14 protein-coding genes are annotated in these 20,913 nt (G+C 38.6%); 3 read left to right on the forward strand and 11 right to left on the reverse strand.

Translation table 11 applies throughout. The annotated features are described in order from the left end of the window. Nucleotides 1-456: 456 nt before the first annotated feature. From PQO01_RS08565 to PQO01_RS08580, 4 genes are all read right to left on the reverse strand, one after another. Complete coding sequence (locus PQO01_RS08565) at nt 457-3,642, reverse strand: 3-keto-alpha-glucoside-1,2-lyase-like domain-containing protein (RefSeq protein WP_274313606.1); 3,186 nt, start codon at nt 3,640-3,642, stop codon at nt 457-459. 190 nt (nt 3,643-3,832) lie between these two features. Then, nucleotides 3,833-8,161 (reverse strand): PVC-type heme-binding CxxCH protein, encoded by a 4,329-nt coding sequence (locus PQO01_RS08570; RefSeq protein WP_274313607.1) that lies wholly within the window; start codon nt 8,159-8,161, stop codon nt 3,833-3,835. Between the two features lie 152 nt (nt 8,162-8,313). Next, nucleotides 8,314-9,069 carry a P-loop NTPase family protein gene (locus PQO01_RS08575; protein ID WP_274313608.1) on the reverse strand — a complete coding sequence of 252 codons (756 nt, stop codon included), beginning with the start codon at nt 9,067-9,069 and terminating at the stop codon, nt 8,314-8,316. A gap of 100 nt (nt 9,070-9,169) precedes the next feature. Then, nucleotides 9,170-10,051, reverse strand: a complete 882-nt coding sequence (locus PQO01_RS08580; protein WP_274313609.1) for a hypothetical protein — start codon at nt 10,049-10,051, stop codon at nt 9,170-9,172. A 258-nt stretch (nt 10,052-10,309) separates the two neighbouring features. Between PQO01_RS08580 and PQO01_RS08585 the strand changes: the two genes are divergently transcribed. Continuing rightward, nucleotides 10,310-12,136 carry an alkaline phosphatase D family protein gene (locus tag PQO01_RS08585; protein ID WP_274313610.1) on the forward strand — a complete coding sequence of 609 codons (1,827 nt, stop codon included), beginning with the start codon at nt 10,310-10,312 and terminating at the stop codon, nt 12,134-12,136. Between the two features lie 272 nt (nt 12,137-12,408). Next, on the forward strand, nt 12,409-12,984 hold the full coding sequence (locus PQO01_RS08590) for an RNA polymerase sigma factor (protein ID WP_274313611.1): 576 nt from the start codon (nt 12,409-12,411) through the stop codon (nt 12,982-12,984). On the opposite strand, the gene PQO01_RS08595 is transcribed toward PQO01_RS08590, so the two are convergent. From PQO01_RS08595 to PQO01_RS08620, 6 genes are all read right to left on the reverse strand, one after another. Beyond that, a complete protein-coding gene (locus PQO01_RS08595) occupies nt 12,981-14,900 on the reverse strand; it encodes a serine/threonine-protein kinase (RefSeq protein ID WP_274313612.1) in 1,920 nt (639 codons plus the stop codon). The two genes, PQO01_RS08590 and PQO01_RS08595, sit on opposite strands and share 4 nt — an antisense overlap. Nucleotides 14,901-14,984: 84 nt before the next feature. Beyond that, complete coding sequence (locus PQO01_RS08600) at nt 14,985-15,284, reverse strand: hypothetical protein (protein ID WP_274313613.1); 300 nt, start codon at nt 15,282-15,284, stop codon at nt 14,985-14,987. Between the two features lie 74 nt (nt 15,285-15,358). Then, nucleotides 15,359-15,613 (reverse strand): sulfatase-like hydrolase/transferase, encoded by a 255-nt coding sequence (locus PQO01_RS08605; protein WP_274313614.1) that lies wholly within the window; start codon nt 15,611-15,613, stop codon nt 15,359-15,361. 182 nt (nt 15,614-15,795) lie between these two features. Next, nucleotides 15,796-16,512: a hypothetical protein gene (locus tag PQO01_RS08610; RefSeq protein WP_274313615.1), complete on the reverse strand. Its 717-nt coding sequence runs from the start codon at nt 16,510-16,512 to the stop codon at nt 15,796-15,798. A 160-nt stretch (nt 16,513-16,672) separates the two neighbouring features. After that, a complete protein-coding gene (locus PQO01_RS08615) occupies nt 16,673-16,957 on the reverse strand; it encodes a hypothetical protein (RefSeq protein WP_274313616.1) in 285 nt (94 codons plus the stop codon). Between the two features lie 119 nt (nt 16,958-17,076). Next, nucleotides 17,077-17,856, reverse strand: a complete 780-nt coding sequence (locus PQO01_RS08620) for a hypothetical protein (RefSeq protein WP_274313617.1) — start codon at nt 17,854-17,856, stop codon at nt 17,077-17,079. Between the two features lie 222 nt (nt 17,857-18,078). Between PQO01_RS08620 and PQO01_RS08625 the strand changes: the two genes are divergently transcribed. Beyond that, entirely contained in the window at nt 18,079-19,245 is a 1,167-nt protein-coding gene (locus PQO01_RS08625) for an IS256 family transposase (protein WP_274313618.1), read from the forward strand. Nucleotides 19,246-19,552: 307 nt separating this feature from the next. Here the strand turns inward: PQO01_RS08625 and PQO01_RS08630 are convergent, their stop codons facing one another. After that, entirely contained in the window at nt 19,553-20,413 is an 861-nt protein-coding gene (locus PQO01_RS08630) for a hypothetical protein (RefSeq protein WP_274313619.1), read from the reverse strand. Nucleotides 20,414-20,913: the final 500 nt, after the last annotated feature.

The following is a 20,913-nucleotide window of genomic DNA, read 5'->3' on the forward strand; positions in this document are numbered from 1 at the left end:
CTCCCTATCAAGACATATGATTCAAGTTACTAACTCGATTACATATATAGTCTTACTTGAAAAAGGAAGCACTAAATCCAAACAATCTACACAAGTTCAAAAATTTGATGATCATTAAATAAACTTCTTAATGACAAAAGATTTGTGTAATTCTAGGGTCTTAATTTATTGATTTGTATAAAATACTCGATCTACTCTCTAAGAGCTAGAGAACAATAACTCAGTAGTTTTCTCTAGCTTTCACGTTTATGCAATATGGCCGTTAAGGCTGGCTTGGTGGAAGCGTCGATTCTGAAATCTTCGTGGTCAATGCGAACTTATTTAAGCATAATTAACTTTATGCTTTAATAGCACTACCCAAGCTAGTAATTGGAGGAGCTGCGACGAACGCATTCCTCCAATTAGATTTTAAATATTGCTGATCACGCAAAATTGCTCAATATCTACAGAGCTAAGTTAAAACTTTTTCAACTGAATATTTTTGAACCAGGCTTTCATGGGCACGCCTTTGTGAAGCTGCATACCAATCATACCTTTCTTTAAAGCCTCAGGGTGATTATCTGTTATATCCACTGTGACTTTACCATCAATCTTGTGGATAAGACGGTTGCCTTTACAAATAACTTCGTATTTGTGCCATTGGGTCAGGTCCAAGGATTCTGGATCAGTAGTCTTACCTGTAACTCTCACTTTTCTGTTGGCGTCGATTGCAACTTTTTGACCGCGCTTAGCAATGATACCACGCTTTTGTTTCTTCTCGCCAAGGCCTTCGCCATAAAGCATAGCCACAAACTCAGGCTTCGGGTGCATGTCGCACTGGTAACCACTGAGACGATAAATACTCTCATCATTCCAGAAAGCGCGGTACATCATACCTGAATTATTACCTTCGAATTTTGCTTCCCAAGTGAGGTGGAAGTCTTCAACATCACCACCTTCCCACACGAGGAATGAGTTTACTGGAATCTTATGACCATGAGTACTGCCATAGATGACGCCATCCTCAACTTTCCAAAGCTTAGAGTCGCCTTTCCATCCAGAGAGATCTTTGCCATTGAATAAAACTTTGGCATCAGCACTGGAACCTTCTTTTGTGAAAAACTCGTGATCGGGATCACCACCGGAAATGAGGTAAGCCAGCAGATCTTGAATATCGTCTTTAGTCATAGTATTGACTAAGCCAGGAGGCATCATGGATATAGGTGACTCTTCGATAGAAACCACATCATCTGTTTTAACTTTTGTGTTAGCGCTAGGAGTCATCATATCTGTATTAATCCAGTAATGAGGATGACGCATATTCATGATGCGACCAGTGATCGTTTTTCCATTTTTAAGCTTAAAGATACTGGCGCCGTACTGATCACTAATATCTTTACCAGGATCTACAATAGCTTCTAGTAGATCATAAGCACCAAATTTACCGCGAGTCGAAGTCAAGTCTGGACCAACTGCCCCACCCTCGCCGTTAAAGCGGTGACAGGCATAACAGCTGCCTGCTCCAAACATTTGACGACCATTTTTATAATTTCTGCCCGGCTCAATGCCCTTGCTTACTAATTTATCAAGATCTTTGCTTGTCCAGTTTTTGACAAAATCACGAGCTTTCAAACTAAATTGAGGTCCTGTACTCTGAGATTTCTTGTCTATAATTGCCTGAAGTTCTTTGCTACGATCTGCTTTGGGAACAGAAGCTACTGCGTGTTTTTTGATGTCTTTTAGGTAATTTTGAAAACGAGCACCACCGGAATAACTTCCGGCAAGAACAAACCACTCGAAGTATTGTTTGCGCAGTTCAACTGTCCATCCAGTTTTTACATGGCGCAAATTAAGAGCGTAAGCAACTTGCTCTTCCTGACCAGCTGCTTCAACTAAAAGACTGATGCCTTTTTGAGCGGCATAAGGAGCTTGTAAATAGCCAACAATAGCAGAGAGGTCACGATTTTCTTCAGGTGTTTGCGCAGGATAAATTGTGTCCAAATGGGAAATAAGCTTGTTAGCAAGAGTTTGTTCAGGTTTTCCACCGCGTGTCATGGACAAAGTCATGGCACGTAAGAGGTCTAATCTCTGTTGCTTATTCAATGATTTATAATCAAAAGTCATAAGACGATTTAGAATATCACCTGCAGAAGCTTTATCCTTACGTGCCAGAGCAATCATTGCCGCCAGGGCAATCTGAGGATCTTTTTCAGTGATAGTACGCTTTTTCCATACTGAGGCATCCTGCTTTTCTATAACTGCTCGAGCAGCATGACGAATACCGCGATCATTGGAAGCTAAGGATTTCCAGATCACATCCAGTTGTGCGGCATTTGCCGACTTGGCACCTGCCTGAAGATGTTTTTCAAGTGTTTTGCGCTGAGCGCGAGCTGCTTCACCACCTGCAATGGCCTTAGCCGGAGCTGTGGACTCATTGCCGACATAGCGAATGCGGTAAAGGCCAGACTGAACACCACGACCACCAATAATAACGTACATATTTCCATCTTGATGAACGAGAAGATCAGTTAATGGTAAAGGCTGTGCACTGGCAAATTCTTCGAAAGTTGCTGTGTATGTTGATCCTTTTGGTGTCATGTGAACGGCATAAAGTTTACCGTATGACCAGTCACTAATATAGAAAGCATTTTGATATTTTGCCGGGAATTTTGCGCCGTAGGCAAAACTAACGCCCGTTGGTGAACCAGGGCCAATATCAACTACTGCACCAAAAGTATCGCTGCAGTAATCCATGAATTTACCTGTACCATTACGCCAGCCATAATCAGCACCATCAATGATATGGTTGACACGCGTTGGGCGGTACCATGGCGTATTCAGATCCCATTCCATATCAGCATCGAAAGTAAATAACTCGCCATGGCTGTTAACATCCACATCGTATTGATTGCGAAAGCCTGTAGCAACTACATCCCAGGTTTTTCCCTCTGGATCAATTTGTGCGACGTGACCAAGTGGAGCTTTTGAGCCTACCATAAAATGTTCAATTGGTTTCCATAGCTGGTCTTCACCCCAAAGTTCCGGAACGCGTGAGTGACTGTAATCACGAGGAAGTTCTGTTTGGTTGCCCATTACTACCAAGAGGTGTTTACCATCTGGAGATTTAATAATGCCATGGGGTCCATGTTCACCACCGGAGGATTTTAGCTTGCGAATGACTTCGACTTTGTCAAAGCTATCATCACCATCTGTATCTCTTAAGCGAAAAACACCTGAACCTGTTGGTGTACCTCTACCGTTCACAACCACGTATAGACTATCGAATGCATAGCATAAACCTTGAGCGTGGCCAATTAATGGTAAACCTTTTTGTTTGGCGACCTTTTCCTGATTATTATTACTTTTAACTGGTGCATAAGAAATTTGTTCAATTTTTGAACTGTCTAAATCTTGACCTACAGCCGGAACTGGAAAGCGATAAATCCCGCCCGTTTGGTCACTCACAATGAGTCGCCCTTTATCATCGCGGCACATCGCTACCCAGGAACCCTGAGTTCTGGGGACTGAATAAAGTAAATCAACTTTGAAGCCATCGGCTATTTTTATGCGTTCAGGTGGAGTAGCACCTCTCTGGGCGAAAGACACACTGCTTAATCCAATCATTAAGTTAAGAGTGCAGAAGAGTTTTGTCGATAACTTCATTATGATCCTTTGTTAAATTATATTTTTACTTATTAATTTATCTGCACAAATTATATTATTCTTGAACATTTTCCGCATTTTTTGTTGTCATGCCCTAAAAAAGGCCCATTGAAAAATTTAAGGCCTTAAACAAGGCATGAAGTCTAAGGAATCACAAATAGACTAACACGAGAAGAAGAAAACCCTAGCCTTATAACTGTATGATCGCACTCGTCTTGTCTTCAAAAACTTCGACTCGTAAGTCATCTTCATTGAAAGCTTTACTGAGTAGAATGAGTATGCTCGTCTGTCCCTTATTAACTTTCACTGAGGCCGTTTTTTCCTCGAGATCTACTTCTAATCTCTCACGAGTAATCTTAAAGGCTTGAAGCCCCTCTAAGCTGGAGAATTTCAAAGTCAACAAGCCCTCTTTTATAACGTCTACATCAAATTTAATAACTGAAGATGATTGTGTAAAAATGCTTTTATCTTTTAGTGGTATCGTAGCATCCACTTTGGCTAATGCACTTCGAAAATTTAATGACCCAATTGTGTCCCAATTGCGCTTGGAAACTTTTTCATTTGCCACATCAAAAGAACGAACATAACGTTTGTTAGACATCTTGAAGTCACCATCTTTTCCCAATTCTGAAAGGAAGGCAATCATGTGAATAAATTCTTCCTCACTGAGGGAAGCCGCTAAGCCAGGAGGCATCATGGACATGGGATTAAACTCTTTACTTTTAATGTTTCTTGTGGGTATCGTACTCGTATTACCTAGTGCATCGCGAATCACCACCTCATCTTTACTCGCAGAGACCTGTGAACCAGCAATCATTTGTCCCTCTTTGGTCGTAACCATAGTCATGTGATAACCCTCTTTAATTTTTTTACTGGGCTGGAGTATTGATTCAATAAGGTAATCAACAGGTGCTGAGGCACCTATACTAATGAGGTCTGGACCAATTTTAGGTCCTGCACCACCTATAGCGTGACAATTAATGCAGGCTATAGATTGCTTGCGATAAATATTTTCTCCTAAATGAGGGTTGCCCTTATCTTTAACGGCTTTTACCAAAGCAGCCAGTTCCTCTGAACTTAAGTTTTGCTTCATAGGCTTAAGGTCACCTGCTTTATTTAAAGCCACCACTAATGAAGATAAATCTCTACCCCCCATGTTCGCTCTTTGTACACCTAATAGAGCAATGGATGAATTAATGCTCTTACCTAGCAAGCTTTCTTCAAGAATCTTTGGACCTTTTTGATCTTTCAAAACTGCCGTAAATATGGGGCCACAATCAAGTCCCACATTGGTGTTTTTGAAAAGTTTTACACTTTGATCACAGGCGATTTTCATATTGATGGTACTTAAAGCTGCAATAGCTCTGACAGCATGATCACTCCCAGGATTTAAATCAATTACTGAGAGAAGAATTTTTTGAGCTTCTGGACCCTTTAATTTTGCGAGCGCTTTGAAAGCATTATCATTACCTTGCTGTGCGGGTATCGTGAGTTTTTTCGTCAGCGACTTAACTTGCCATTCACCAATCAATTTAATACATAGGTCTTGTAATTGCTCTTCTTTTATAAACTCTGCTAAGCGATTAAAATTAGCTTTAGGTTTAATACCACGTGCTTGACTTGTCGCAAGGAGTGAGGAAAGAATGACTTTCTTATCAGCAATACTCAATTCGGGTGAAAAACTTAAATCATAGAGCTCAGTCAACTTTTTAACATCGCCAAGCTCACCAATAAGTCGCAGCACACCACTTTGGCAATTAGCGGCAATCTTACCCGCTTTATAAGCACGGTAAAGTGCTTCTAGAGCTCGTGGATTGCGACTGGCGTTCACCGCATATGTCAATCGTTTTATATTGCCATCAAACAGTGTTTTACCAATCCATAGATCCTCCATTTCTCGCACATTCAGCGTTAAAGCATAGTCAATTGTCTTGTCCACTTCACTATCCATAGCCATTAAACTCAGTTCCACGGCTTCGGTACTCTTTAGATTACGTAGCGCATTGATAGTTTCTAAACGAACAATAGCAGCTTCATCTTTAATAAACACTTTAAAGATCTTCAGTATTCTCGGCTCATTTAAGTACTGCTGAGAGGCTACGCGAATGGCCGCAGCTCGAATTCGATAATCATCTGAACTTAGGACATCCAAAAGCAATTGATTATCTTCGTAATTCATCCCTTGAAGCAACCACAAAACTTGTAGTTCTGTATAATCACTCAAGTCTTTTTTAAGGAAGTTCTGAAGATCCTTTTCTATAGCTACATATCCCCTTTCTGTTAGGACTCGCTTACTCATATCAGCAATGTAACGATCCGTAGATTGTAAATTATTGAGTAATTCTTTTGTTTTAAGCGTAGTGAAATCTACCACCTTTTTCAAAGCTTTATTCTTAGCACTTACACGCCAAATACGTCCATGACTTTGATCCCGACGTTTGTCGCGGAAATCCACTTCACCATGTTGGATGATTACATTGGACCAATCCGCTATGTAAAGCGCTCCATCCGGCCCCATTCTCACATCAACTGGACGAAAGCCCCCTCCCTTACCATGACGGTCAATTTTTCCCGAGCCCGTGGAAAGTAAATCCCCCTGCTGATTAGAGATAAAGGCACTACCATTTTCTGTTAATTTAAAAGTATTTGTGCGGTGTCCGCGAAAGTCATTCGTAACCATAAGCCCCTGATATTTTCCTGGAAAGTGACTACCAGAAATAATTTCTAAGCCACAGTGCTTAGGTTGTCCAGGGTTGAGCCCAGGATAGAGGTGACGAGTTCCGTAAGCCGTCACTTGCGCAATTCCGGGAAAAAGATAATTAATACCATGAGCACCAGCTCCGTCAGTCGCAAAACTTTGACCATACTTATCTACGGTGTAGCCCCATGGATTAATTAGTCCACGTGTGTAAACTTTTAATCTCTCAGTCTGAGGATTGTATTGCCACACACCTCCAGCCATTAAGCGCTCTACCCCCCAAGGAGTTTCGACGTGGCTATGAATATATATAGATTGACTAAAATACAGCATGCCATCTTGGCCCCAATAAGGAGTATGGATAATATGATGGCTATCTTCCGTTCCAAAGCCCGACATAATGACTTTTTTAACATCGGCTTTCATATCTCCATCACTATCTTTGTAATGAACGAGCTCTGTTGAATTGGCGACATAAACCCCGTCATTACCAGGAAGAACTGCAGTGGGTATCAGTACATCATCCACAAAAACATGATGCTTATCAGCTTTACCATCTTTATTAGTATCTTCTAAAACGACAATTTGGTCACTCGCCATATGTCCGGGTTTAATCTGCGGATAACCTGGCGTACAGGCAACCCACAAACGACCTTTAGCATCCCAATTCATGTTGGTAGGATTTATAATCCAGGGTTCTGCAGCAAAGAGTGTAAGCTCTAAATCATCGGGTAGATTAAAAGTTTTGATCTCTTCTTCAGGGGGTAAAATTAAGTCTGACTTAGCTTTTTTCTCTACCACTTGACTACTAATCTGTGGAACAATTTTATAATTAACATCAGCATCTTGTTTGAGCTGTGCAATTTTTTCTTCGTGTTGCTGAATAAAAGTAGCAAAGTTTTTAAACTCTTTACTATTTTGTCCTTGCTCATGCTTTCTAAAGCCAAAAATGTAGGTCGTATTTTGCGGTCGCCAATAATGAAAAAACTGCTCGTTTTTCTGTTTAATCTCTCGCTGTAAGCGTCTCTCATTGAGGTTCAAATACTTTAATTTATAGCCCTGGTTTAACTCTTGTGCGGAGAGGCATAATAAATTTTCCCCTTCTAAATGAATATCGTACTTCCCTTCATCTAGTCCTGTCTTTTTGAGAACTTGCGAAGTCGATTTCTTTTGACCACTTAGAAGTTCGGCGATGCGACGATAGCCAGCTTCATTTAAATGAATGGAATTTGAAGTAAGTCCCGAAACATCCTTAAGCTCATTAAATAGATCAAGGAACAACAAATCTTCTTGTTTAGCTAATTTAGCCACCGCCGCAAAATAACTTGCTAAATTTTGGTTATACTCACTCGGATCAGGATAAGGAGCCCCTAAATTCTCCTGGCGAGGTGTACTCATCAAAATAATTTTAGCTTGATTGCGTGACTGTAAATCTTTGATGAGTTTTTGGTAATCTTTGATGAAAGTATCGAGACCTGTTTCACCCGACCAAGCTGCATTTGCCCCATACGCTAAAACAATAACACTAGGCTTAGTATCAGTAACTTTTTGTAGTAGTAAACCATAGCCATCTTCTATCTTGAAATAGCCTCGGGATTCACCTTTTACGGTATCTGCCGACCAAGCTAAGTTACGAAACTTTACATCCTTATCGCGATTAGCTAAAGTTAAATAGGTTTCAATCAAGCCATGTTCAGCTTCTCGTTCGAAAAAGGTGCCACCGACAAAAGCCACACGGTCACCGTCTTTGATCTCCAGTTGAGCACTTTTTAAAATATATGTAAAGCCTAAGAATAGAGAGAGGTAAACAAGCCACTTCATTGCGGTTCCTTTTTAAAATTTTTTAATCACAATATAATTGTCCCTAGATGAGTAATTATGACAAATTATACATTTTTAATTCCATACACCATAAAAGGTATATGCATCGAGATATTGAATAATACCTTCAAAAATTATCACATTATTAGAAATTATTTTTCTTGATAAAGGTTTTCTATGATTTGGACTGCCTCCTGATCTGCAGGTTCAAGAGCGTAATTACCGAGACTTCTTGCTCGCCAGATCCCATTAATTTCTTTCCATTCTCCATCCACAACACTACTTTTCATATTCAAAGGGATTTTCTCTATTATTGGAGGCTTCCCTTTAGGTGATTGGCGACCATACAATCGATGGATATTGTAATAACTATCAGCGCAGAGTAGAATATCATATTCACCGGCAAAAAAAGTATCCACAAGCTTTTTAAAATCTTCCTTATTCATTTTCTTATATTCGTCCGGGCAGCAATTTTCATCGAGGTACACGGTCCGAAACTCGCATTTTCCATTAATTTTAAACACCTTGCCCCAAACCCTGTTCCACTCAGAAAAAGGTTTATGAGCTACTGTTATTCGAAGTTCAGGAAAAAACTCTTTGAGTTTGACTGCAAATGCATGGATTTCTGTATTGGATACATTTGTAAAAATCAGCTGTCCGCTTCGTTTCATTTCAGTATCAATGATTCGAAAAAGGATCTCATCGGGAGTCTCGGGAATTTTCGCTTGAGGTAATTCCTGGTTTGATCGGGTGACTTGAAAATCATCAAAGACTCGCGGTCCTTTACTTCGGTAAGTATTGATCCATCTATCCTCGTAATCCGCACCGGCAATGCAAGCAGTGAGGCAAAACAAAAACATGATCGACACAAGACACCCAAACACTCCACGTAAAATCCATTTTTTCATGATAGTTCACTTGCCTTTGACGGCAAAATCCTCTAATGTCGATTGCAAATCGGCGCTCCATGATTATGGGCACAAGACGAAGTTTGCACAGTAAACTCCTTTAATGTCGATTGCAAATCGGCGCTCCATGATTATGGGCACAAGACGAAGTTTGCACAGTAAACTCCTTACCAACATTGGCCCCCTTCTCTGCTTCCCCAACTCGAAAATAATAGTAAAGAAATAATGGAATCAAGGCATGAGGTGCACGCCAAATGGCTTGCTGAAGAAACTGATCTGCTCCCCACAAGCTAAGATCCCAAGACATACCTGCTACCGGGCGAGCTAGGGCTGTTGCCGCTCCCCAAAAAGCAGCATAAGCCATACAGTAGCTTCGTAAGGGCCTGCAAAAAAGAACAATACAAAGAACAAAATCAAGATAACCTGCTGTTTTAATTATTGTATCAGCCACTTCCCCTCTTAAGCCAAGAGACCCCTCCAATAAGGCATAAAAATGATCTGGCGTGGGATAGAGCCCCGAAGCATAAATACCATGACCAATAAAAGTCGTTGTGAATGCAATGCAGATACTGATTATTGTAAGCCGATGATTTACACCATATTTTATGGCAATAATCAAAAGCAAGGGGGTCATCATTTGCCCTCCGTGTTCAATAAAATTTGGTAAGACATAACCCACTTGAACAAATTTACAGAAAAACATGAAAGTCAGCAAAATCCCTGAGACTGCTAAGCTTATTATTTGTCCCCTACTTCCTTTTTTCACTGTCCAAGAAAATAGCGAAGTCAGCAAAAAAACTAAACCTATGAATCTTGTCAAAATGACTTCATCTACAAAAGAATTTTCTCCAAGCAAAGCTCCATAACTTGCCCCCCACAAAAGATGCTGCCAAGCCCAAGCAAATAGACAACAAAAAGTTGATATTCTGAGAATGAGAAGAAGACGAAGTTCACCTTCTTCTTTATGAGTAGATTCATCCATGGCGACTCCTTTTACTTGTTTCTACTTGATCATAAAATGACTATGTAGACAACAATTGTCGTAGGATTCATTGAAATGACATAGAAAACTTCTTTGCACTGAAAAGCTATTAATCGCCTTTGCTGTGAAACACAGTTCACATAAATATTATTTTTTTCTTTATAAAATATATGCTGAAGAAAAAAAAACTTTGTTGTCATATCATCAGATCTCATAACAATCATAGGCCTAACTTCAACAACTAAGTCAAAGGATAATATGAAAAAATTACTACTTAGCATGAGCCTGGGCTTTATGGTCTCTTGTGCAACACAAATTACAGATAATCAAACTCCACTGAGTCATGGTCCTATTTTAGGTGGAGTAGACTCCGACAGCATCAAAGTCTGGGGACGAACCGCAACTCCGAGCAACTTTTATGTTCGTTATGGTACTGAAAAAAATGGCCTCAACTTTCGATCTGCAAGTGTTTCGACTCAGCTACAAAACGACAATACGGGTTCAGTAACTCTTAAAGACCTCGCACCAGGAACCCAGTATTACTACGCGATTTACGCTAAAGGTAAGCAAGTAAGTCCCATGGGTTCATTTAAAACACTTCACGATACTCAAAAACTCAAGTCTGAACTAAACCCCGATGGTTTATTCAACTTCTCTTTTGAATTTGCTTGTGGGAATAACCAAAACCCTAACAATGGCCTCGGCCCAAGTATGCCTGCCTATTCCACCCTCAATGAAAATTTTCGCGAAGGTTTAGATTTTGCCCTTCTCAATGGCGATTGGATATATGAAGAGGATCGCGACTTCACAGTTGAGCAATGGCAAGAACAAGTAGGTACGGAAGAAACACCAAAAATCCTCCAAGACACTCCTCATCTTACTGGTGTATGGCAGAACTACAAAACTTATATGGATCGTGCTCCTAACCTCATGGATTGGCATCGCAATTTACCAAGTTATTTCACCTTTGATGATCACGAATTACTCAACGATATTATTGGTACTTCTACAGTAGGTTTCCAAGACCGCCGTGCAGTCTTTAGAGACACAGGAACTCAGGGCTGGTACGATTACCTTGGCTGGGCCAACCCCACCGAAACAAATCAAGGTATCCACTTTGGTAGAACCAATGCTAAAAAAGGCTCTAAATTCCTCGTAGATAAATCTGCGGACTTCACCAAGATCGACCTCGATTTAGCCACCAATCTACATATTCATTGGAATACCGAAGACGCGGGCTTAATTGATAGTGAAAACGGCGACAAGAAAGGTGGTGACCCCAATGCCAAGGTCTACGAAATCGTAAGAGTTGTTGATAAACACACCTTGGAAATCAACCCTCCTCTTGCTGCTAGTCATGAGAGTCATTACTCAATAGGACGACATAATTTTGGCACTTTCAAAGTCGCCAACTGCCGTTTTATTTTGCTCGACACAAAATCACAACGCGATGCACATGACATTAAAAACCCGTACAAGAAAGGGATTTCGATGATTGGCAAAAAGCAACGTGATTGGATGATGAAACTCATGGCTAAAAAAGATGCCGAATTCTACTTTGTGGTATCCTCAGTCAATTTCATGGTTCCCCACGTCGGTGGTGGTGGTGCCGTAAGTTTTGCTGCCCCCACAAAAGATGATGCTTGGACTGTGTTCTTCGACGAACGCGAAAAACTCATCGACTTCTGGGATAAGCTTGGCAAGAAAGTTTTCATCCTCTCTGGCGATCTACACAATTCCTATTCAGTTAAAATTACTGATTCCGTTTGGGAATTCGCTTCGGGTCCTCACAATTCCGTGAATCACCGTCCCAGTGATGAAGGCAATCGCCCCGTCAATGGTCCCTTCAAGTACGGTCCCCGTGAATGTGAAATTCGCTGGTCGACTACTGCCATGGATGACATACCACGCGATGCTCGAAAATTCCCTTACTTCTGCATTATCAAAGTTAATAATGTCTTCAATAACCCCAAGACTTTGGGCGGTGAACGCTCGGTTGCCTTCCCAGTCCCACAGGTTATGTTTCAATTTTACGATGCTCTTACAGGTGAGCTCAAATATGTGGAATCTATCTTAGCAAAATAAAGACGAATTCACTCAGTACACCAAGCCCGCTTATTCACAAGCGGGCTTTTTTTTTCAATACACAGATGCTACAACTAACTAAAATCAGTCTTATTAACCGCAGTGCACATTTTACTACCTTACATTAAGGGGATGAAGTCAGTGTGAATACTAGAAACAAACAGATCGTGCCTCCTACTAAAAAAACATAAAATCACTGGCTATGATTAAATTTTACCAAATTTTGACATATAGACGCTAGATTTAAGCTCATCTACTTCTATGATCTATATATGGAACATTTTACTCGCCAGACGCTATTACAAAAGATTAGAGATGTGCAAAACGAGGATTCATGGAATGAATTCGTCGGAATTTACAGACCTTATATCTATGTTATCATTAAAAACCTCGGTGTACGCTCAACTGAAATCGAAGACCACGTTCAGAGTACTCTAGTGATCTGTTGGCAAAAACTCCCTGATTTTGAATATGAACCTGAGCGTGGACGTTTTCGCTACTGGTTAAGTCGCATTGCTAAATACACGGTAAATAACCATATCCGTAAATTTAGTCGCCGTTCCGAACTCGATAAAAAGCTCGACTTACCTACCTCACTTTCACCTGAAATTGAAGAAATTAGTGATAAAGAATGGAAGATTTTTATCTCAAAAAAAGCTTGGGATAATATCCAAGCTTCTCTAAGTAAAAATGCCCGCTTATGCTTTGAAGCATTAATGATTGGAGAATCTTTTGACAGTATCTCACAGCGCTTAGATATCCCTAAAAATACAATTTCTGTCAACAAGAAACGAACTGAAGAAAAAATGTTTAAAGAGATTCAACGACTTCAGCGCGAACTCGGTTAGTGATAATGGATTGTCGCTTTCCTAAAGGTATCCACCGGGATTTCTTGACCTTTATCTACCCATAGGATTCGAGTCCTACGAAAAGAGTCTAAATCATAAGGGTTCATTACCCCAGGTTTAGTGAAACTCATGTGCTTAACCCGTGTTCCCCTCAAATCCAATTTGACTAGGGGAAGCTGTCCGATGCTACGAATATCTAGAACTTCTCCATTACCTGATAAATCAAGAAAGAGTCCACCTACTTCACTACTCAGTTTACACTTAATCTCTTTCTTATTTTCCTGACTAAGCAGCCAGCTTATGTCTTGTTCAAGTGACTTCAACTCTTCATCAAGTAGCCGATCAGATTTCAAAATTGCCCATGCGTAAAGCTGCGCAATCAAGACGAAGCGATTTTCAATATTTAAATGATTTTGTACGTAAGGATAAATAACTTTAATCCCTAGATGTCCCTGTGGTTCATTTTTAAGTATGACCTTATTATAATTAACTAAGTCAATATCACTAACATTTTTCCTAGGTTTTCGCATCCCCTTCAGTGCAAGCATCTTCTCATAAGACTCATTATATTTTTGCTGTATAATGAGGATTTTTGCTAAATAAGATAAAGCAAAATCATTTTTAGGATTTAAAGCTAAAGCAGCTTCAAGAAGGTCTGTGGCTGGTAGAATTTCGTATCGATAATAGGCCGTTCGCGCTTTAATGGCATAATTATCACTTGCTGCCACTGAGATTTTTTCATTCATTTCTCTAAGATTCTCTGAATGCTCAAGAGCTTTACTCGTCATTTCTTTTTCTTTTCTTAAGCTATCAACAAAGAAAAATGATCCCAAAATAATGATCGCAATAAAACCGAGGGCGACATGACATATCTGACGATTTCGTTTATAGAGTAAATAGATTTGTTTCTTAAATGAAAAACTCTCTGCCTCAGTTAAGAAACCCTGACGATAAGCATCAATATCTGCAATGATTTCTTCGACTTTTTGATAACGTTTGTCGGGGTCTTTCCTCATCGCCTTCATACAGATCGCACTCAGACTTTCGGGCACAAATAAATCAGGGCGACATTTTACTGGGGAATCAATACTTCCATTTATTGTCAAAGCTATGACACCCGCTATATCATCCCCAGTGAAAGCCTTCTCTAAACAAAGTAACTCATAAAAAATACAACCCAGAGCAAATATATCGCTTCGTTCATCTTTAGTTTCATCGCCACCTTTAGCCTGTTCGGGGGACATATAGCCTGGAGTCCCTTTAATTTCACCACTAAGGGTATAATAGCGCTTAGAATAATAATCCAGACTCTCCAACAGTGAGGTCTCAAATTTTTCTTCACTGCCAATGATTGACGCTAGCCCCCAGTCACAAATAAGCGTTTTACCATATTGACTTACCGCTATATTCGCGGGCTTCAGATCTAGGTGGGCAATCCCCTCAGAGTGGGCATATGCAATGGCATCGCATATTTTTAAAAATATGTCAATCCTTCTTGATAATGTGTACTTTTCAGTGAACTCAGAATCACCTTTATTTAACTTATCAAGTATATCTCTAAGAGTGAGTTCCCCAACTAATCTCATGGTAAAAAAAGCTTGCCCCGAATCATCTATCCCCATGTCATAGAGAGGTACAATATTCGGATGCTGAAGCATGGCAATAATTCTCGCTTCACGCAAGAAACTCTCAATAGCTTGATCATTTTCCGGATCTTTAAGTATGGCTTTGGCGATAACTCGATCCGCAACTCTATCATGCGTGCGGAATACTCGTTTCATCGCTCCGGCACCAGCTAGCTCTACAATCTCATAACGTTTATCAACATTAGAAACCCTGTTAAACAGGCTGCTTTCTCGCCCTTCTTCATCGGCGCGATCAAAAAGTGTTTCCCAAATGCTTTCATCTTCAGCCATATTTCTTCCATTTCATTTCTTTCAAAACATTGTAAAACATAAGTCCTAAAATCTAAAGTCCCTAAAGATATTTAGTATTCAAAACTAAATCTTTTTAGAATCTAAAAAGATGACAGTCTGTTTCTTTTTATTGACATAAATGCTTAAACCCTTGCCTCCAGTAATGTAACCATCAGTCATTCTTTTCATGAGTTCTAATTTAATATCTTTATTTATAACAATTTTTGCTGAGCCTTGTATATCGATGCGAAAGCCATCTGAGATAGCAATATTATCCAAAATCATTTTGCCCCCCTGCAAGCTTAACTGTCCTTTACCGGAAGCTCTAAATAAGGCTGTTTTAATAAAACCTGCAGTCATTAGCATTTTTCCAGATTCATTCATATTTACTGCAAAAATTTTATTAGCTGTAATCTGACCTGAATTATTTAATTCAAATATTTGTGAGTCTTTACGGCCTACCGCCCCGTAAGCAGTGAGGCACGAGATGCAGAGCAAACTGGTGATGCCACATAAAAGCTTGTAAACTTCCTTCCCTCTTCCGCCATTTGATCAATTCGTGGAGTTTTATAATTCTTAGCTCCAAAACAACTCAAATCGGCATAGCCCATGTCGTCGTTCAAAATAATGATAATATTCGGCTTCTCTCCTGCTGCTTGAGCAAGTGCTCCTAGGCTAAAAAGGGCTAATAAAGCAATGAAGGTATTTTTCATATAGAGTCTCGTTTGTTAAATGATTTTAGAACAATTGTCACAAGTTTATTAGTAATGACAAGTGTTTAACATATTTTATAACTTTTATAAAAATTAAACCACCTACAAAATAGATGATATCCAATTCCGCAATAAGCTAAGAAAACTGTACCTTAAATTTAACTATGAAGATAGCTATATATTCACCAGACCTCTTCTTCATCTTTAGGTTCCATTTTAATCATTCTATTAAGAATACTTGGTATAAGCTTGTTTAATGATTGAATTTTAGCTTCATTAATAACGCGTTTTTTTTCTATAAAAAATGCTGGTCTGGTTTCGGTTGTTTTGGCTTCTTCTTCTAGAGATAAATATAAAAACTCATTTCTAACATCCCATAAATTTGCTCTACTTATATATAAGCTATCAGCAATTGTTCCTGGTATAAAAAAAGGAGTGATAATCAAACAATATGTAGCGCCTAGTACATTATTATGTTTGTCCACAGATCCGATTCCATCAATAACCATTACAGCATCTGCACCTAATCTTGCCGCGGCAAGCCTTATATCTTTTAAGCTAATACCGTGAACTATAGAGTTGTTGATCACAAACAGATCTGAAACTATTTTTTTATCAATTAAGTCTTTTTCTAATTCTGCAATTTTATTTTTATTCTCTAAAGTCAATGCAGTTCTATCATGGCAAAAATGGTGATAAGTGAATGAGTCTTTAAAATAAATAGCTAACTTAAATGGCTTGGGTAATTGAGCTTTTAAATTTAATATTCTCTCAATTTCATTACATGTATTAATTTGATCTCTACTTAAACTTTCACGCATTAATCCTCTATCAAAGCCTTGACTAGATGCGCATGAAAATAAAAATAGTCCAGCTATTAAAATTAAAATTTGTTTCATTTTTTTTCCTTTGTAATAATATCTGATCACTATAAAAATATGGATCGCTAAGCTGTAAACGAAATCTAGTAATCAACGATCTTTATGTAAGTGTTGAGGATGAGCTTATACCCGTGTGATGCTTAGAAGAAATTATGATAGAACAACCCTCAATGGAGTCTCAGTCATACTTTAACAATACTGTTTTCGTAAGATCTTTGCTTCCAGTGAATGGGCAGAACTTTAAATCATCGACTGAAGGTATGACAGGCAGCGCCTGAATTGCTCCAGGAAATTTAAATAGTTTTACAGTTTTTCCAATTGTGTGACTCCAAATAGAAGCCACAGGCTCAGGAGCTTTTTCGTTTCGTTCCCATGATAGATACAAAAAAGTCTTTGAGACAGGATCAAAAGCTGTGTATTTACAGGTACTAAATCCACCTCCAAACATAACCTGGTATGTCATTTCTTGCTCTTCATGTATACTCGTTATCTTGTAAAGTGTACCTGAAAAAAGTGAGCTTGAGCTAAGAAGTAAAATCACGCATAAATGGATAATTTTTTTGGCATGCATACTTAGGTCCTCTATAAATTAGTATAATGTGCAATTAAACGCTCTTTGATAACGGGGATAGACTCACTCGTGTTTATTAAATCATTGATAGATTTTTTTTCGACAGTTATCAAATATTCGATCAACTTTCTGTAGACAAAGTAATCATATGATTTTGAGTTTATATCTAAACCTTTAATGAGCGCTTCAAGTCCATCTTTTTCAGAAAAACTACTTTCTTGAGCAACAAACTCAGAATAACCTTCTTTTATCCACTTAGGAGTTTTTAAATTTTGAATTAATGACAATTCTCTATTCATCATCACATGATTAATTTCATGTGCAATTACACTTTCCAAAGATCGTAAATTATTTTTTTCTCTATAAGCTGTAGAAATATTATTCTTAAAATCAGCATTTGCGATAAAGATATTGTTTGCCAGATTAGTTGCAGCAAAAGAACCTACTGAGAGTGGTGCAAACAGGAAATATAACTTTTCATTATTACAAAGGTAAATGTCGTACTTTTTACTTTGATCGTAATAAAAGCTTTTACTTATTTTTTCATTGACCTTTTTAATATATTGATCAACCCCATCTGGGATTTCATTATTTGAATAAATTGTGATGTTTCCAAATGTTTTTTCATTAGCAAAAATAGTATTTGGAAATAATAAAAGTAACAAATAAAGTAAGCTGAGAACATTTGCCGTCTTCTCCAACCTGCGAAGTATTAAACCACGCTTTGTTTTGGGTTTGTCTTTTCCAAAACCACATCCAAATAATGCCATAATAACTTTATAAATTTTCATTTTTCTTAATACTCTCCTTTCTTAAATAATTTTGAACATAGGTAGTGTCCCAAATTTTCTGTAAATTCTGCTATAGCTCTACTTTAAGAGTTATGAATAGCTTCCGAGACTTCGCGAGAATGGGAACTTTCTCGTCGGAGCGAAATTGAGGAAGTTGTTTGTAACTCGGGGTAAAGAAGATGCAGAGTGGTGTTGCACCAAAACAACCCACAAGGAATTATTATGCACCACTCTACACACGAGAACAGTAGTGTCTTATTAGAAATGATCCACCAAGTCACAGAAAACGGCGAAAGCGGAATGCTTGAAGCTATGAGAGTATTACTAAATGAAGCGATGAAAGTAGAGAGAAGTAATTCTCTTGATGCTGCTCCATATGAACGCAATGAAAATCGCTTAGGTTATGCTAATGGCTATAAAAACAAAACCGTAAACACTCGACTTGGAGCAATGAAGCTCAACATTCCTCAAGTCAGAGGTGAAATCGATTTTTATCCAAGTTCTTTAGAAAAAGGCTTACGAAGTGAGCGAGCTTTGATGACAGCTATGGCCGAGAGTTATATTCAGGGAACTTCGACAAGAAAAGTCACGAAACTTCTAGAGAAAATGTGTGGTCTTTCCGTGAGTAAATCACAGGTGTCACGAGTTGTATCTGAGCTAGATGAAAGCTTAGAAAAGTGGCGTAACCGTCCTTTAGGGAAATATCATTACCTTTTGGTGGATGCGAGATACGAAAAAGTTAGAGTAGATAAGACTGTTCGAGATTGTGCTTTGTTAATTGCTTATGGGATAGATGAATCAGGAAAACGCTCAGTTTTAGGTACAAGTGTCTCTTTAAGTGAAGCTGAGGTTCATTGGAGAAACTTTTTCCTATCATTGAATGCTCGAGGACTTCATGGTCTTAAGATGATCACGAGCGACAGTCATTCGGGACTGAAAGCCGCTTTAACAACTGTCTTTGGGTCAATCCCATGGCAGAGGTGTCAATTTCATTTACAGCAGAATGCGGGGGCTTATGTGCCTAAGAAAGCGATGCGTTCAGAAGTTGCACAAGACATTCGAGATATCTTTAATACCCCTTCAAAACAGGACGCCGAAAGACTTTTAAAGCTTACTTGCTTAAAGTATGAAAACAGTGCTTCTCAATTATCTGAATGGATGGAATCCGCACTTCCTGAAGGCTTTTCTGTATTTGATTTAGATCGTTCTTGTTGGACAAAACTGAGAACCACCAATATGATTGAAAGACAGAATCGAGAAATTCTAAGGCGAACTAGAACCGTGTCTATTTTCCCAAATGAAGCTTCACTGCTTAGATTAGCGTCCGCTATTCTTATGGAATTAGATGAAAACTGGATAGCTACAAAAAGAGTTTATCTGTCTGTTTAACTAAAATTGGTCAACACCAATTTACAGAAACAACGGGACTCTATCTGAACATAATTGATGGTGGTAAAAATATACAGGTCTCAGCTTGATCCACTGCTTATCCGTTTAATTAAACTCTATCATAGGACAATTGTGGCGAGTTTTTTACTTATGACAAAAAAGTTAAAAAAAATGTTAAATTATTTAAAGTAAAACATCTCGACTTATTGTTCAAACATAAACAATCTGAACTTACTTAATGAACTAACTTCTCAAAGAGAATAGTAAGAGCAGTTTCCAAGCGCAGCGGTCTTCCAGTTTAGCTGACCTAAATTTTCGACTCTTCCTTTTTAACATTAGCAATAGTATAACCATTCTTATTATCGATTATGGTTACCCCCCCCTCACCACTGATCTTACCCTGTTGGATTTTTTTATATAGAACTGATTTAACTTTATTTCTAATGACAATTTTAGCTGAACCACTGAGTTTGATGCGGAAGTCATCTGAAAGAACAAATTTATCAAAAGTCATTTTACCGCCTTCTAAGCTAAGTAGACCTGACCCGGCAACTCTTAGTTGAGGTGCGACTACGGAACCTCCAGTCATAGTGATTTTTCCAGACTCATTCATATTGACAGCAAAGATTTTTTTTGCTGTAATATGCCCTGAATTATTGAATTCAACGACTTTGCTGTCTTTGCGACCTATGGTCACATTATCAGCAAAGATTTTTCCTTCATTGTTACACACACCATTTTTTAAAGTAAAAATAGTTGGTTCAAGCTTACCCTTGTTATTAAAGCTATGTTTTTTGTTGCCTACAAATCCCACCATAATATTATTAGCCTTGATTGAAGATGACTGATCAACAAAAACACTGGAATCACGGTGAAAGCCTGTGGTTAGTGACTTAAACTTAAGTTGCTTATCCACAATTTCTAAATCGGCTCCTGTGAAGAGCAAATCTTCCTCACTGCCTGGTATCTCGGTGGATTTTTTAGCCTTAAATTTTCCTTTACGCCAATTACCCGGCGTAGACCATAGTGAATCACCTGCATCATTCAGAAATGTATAAGAAACCTTCTCTTGCTCTAATTGTTCAACACTTAATTCTTTCGCAGCGATGGGGGCCATGAGACCAAACATTAGACTTAATCCTACGAACTTAAAACATTTCTTATACATACTTTTAAACCTTTGTTTTTATTGATTTTAAGTACAATTGTCCCCATTCATTCTAAGATTACAAAAAAGGTAAAAAAAATGTTAAAATATCTAAAAAAATAATCAGAAAAATATTATCTACTTAATAAAATGGTTAATTAACTGGGAGCTCCGTCTTCAGGTGTGGAGCATTACATGTGGATAAAGTATATATGCCCTTATGGCAATACCGCCGATTGTTAATCGGCTCCCCTATTGCGTAGTTAAGTGAAATTGTTTATTAGACCATTCGTAATTAATCTATTAATTTTTTATCTTCAGCTTAAAGCCGATTACCAATCGGCGCTCCTATAGTAGTCCAAGTAATTAAATAGATAAATATAATGAGGGGGTCTGGGGGAGAAATTTTAGAATTAAAAAAGGAACATATAAATTTAATTATTCTCGGTACGAATTGGCGCTCCTGTCTTTGAAAGACTTTCTGGGCACTTCGACCGGGAATGATTATCAGCAAGACGAAT

Source organism: Lentisphaera marina (assembly GCF_028745505.1).
Taxonomy (GTDB): domain Bacteria; phylum Verrucomicrobiota; class Lentisphaeria; order Lentisphaerales; family Lentisphaeraceae; genus Lentisphaera; species Lentisphaera marina.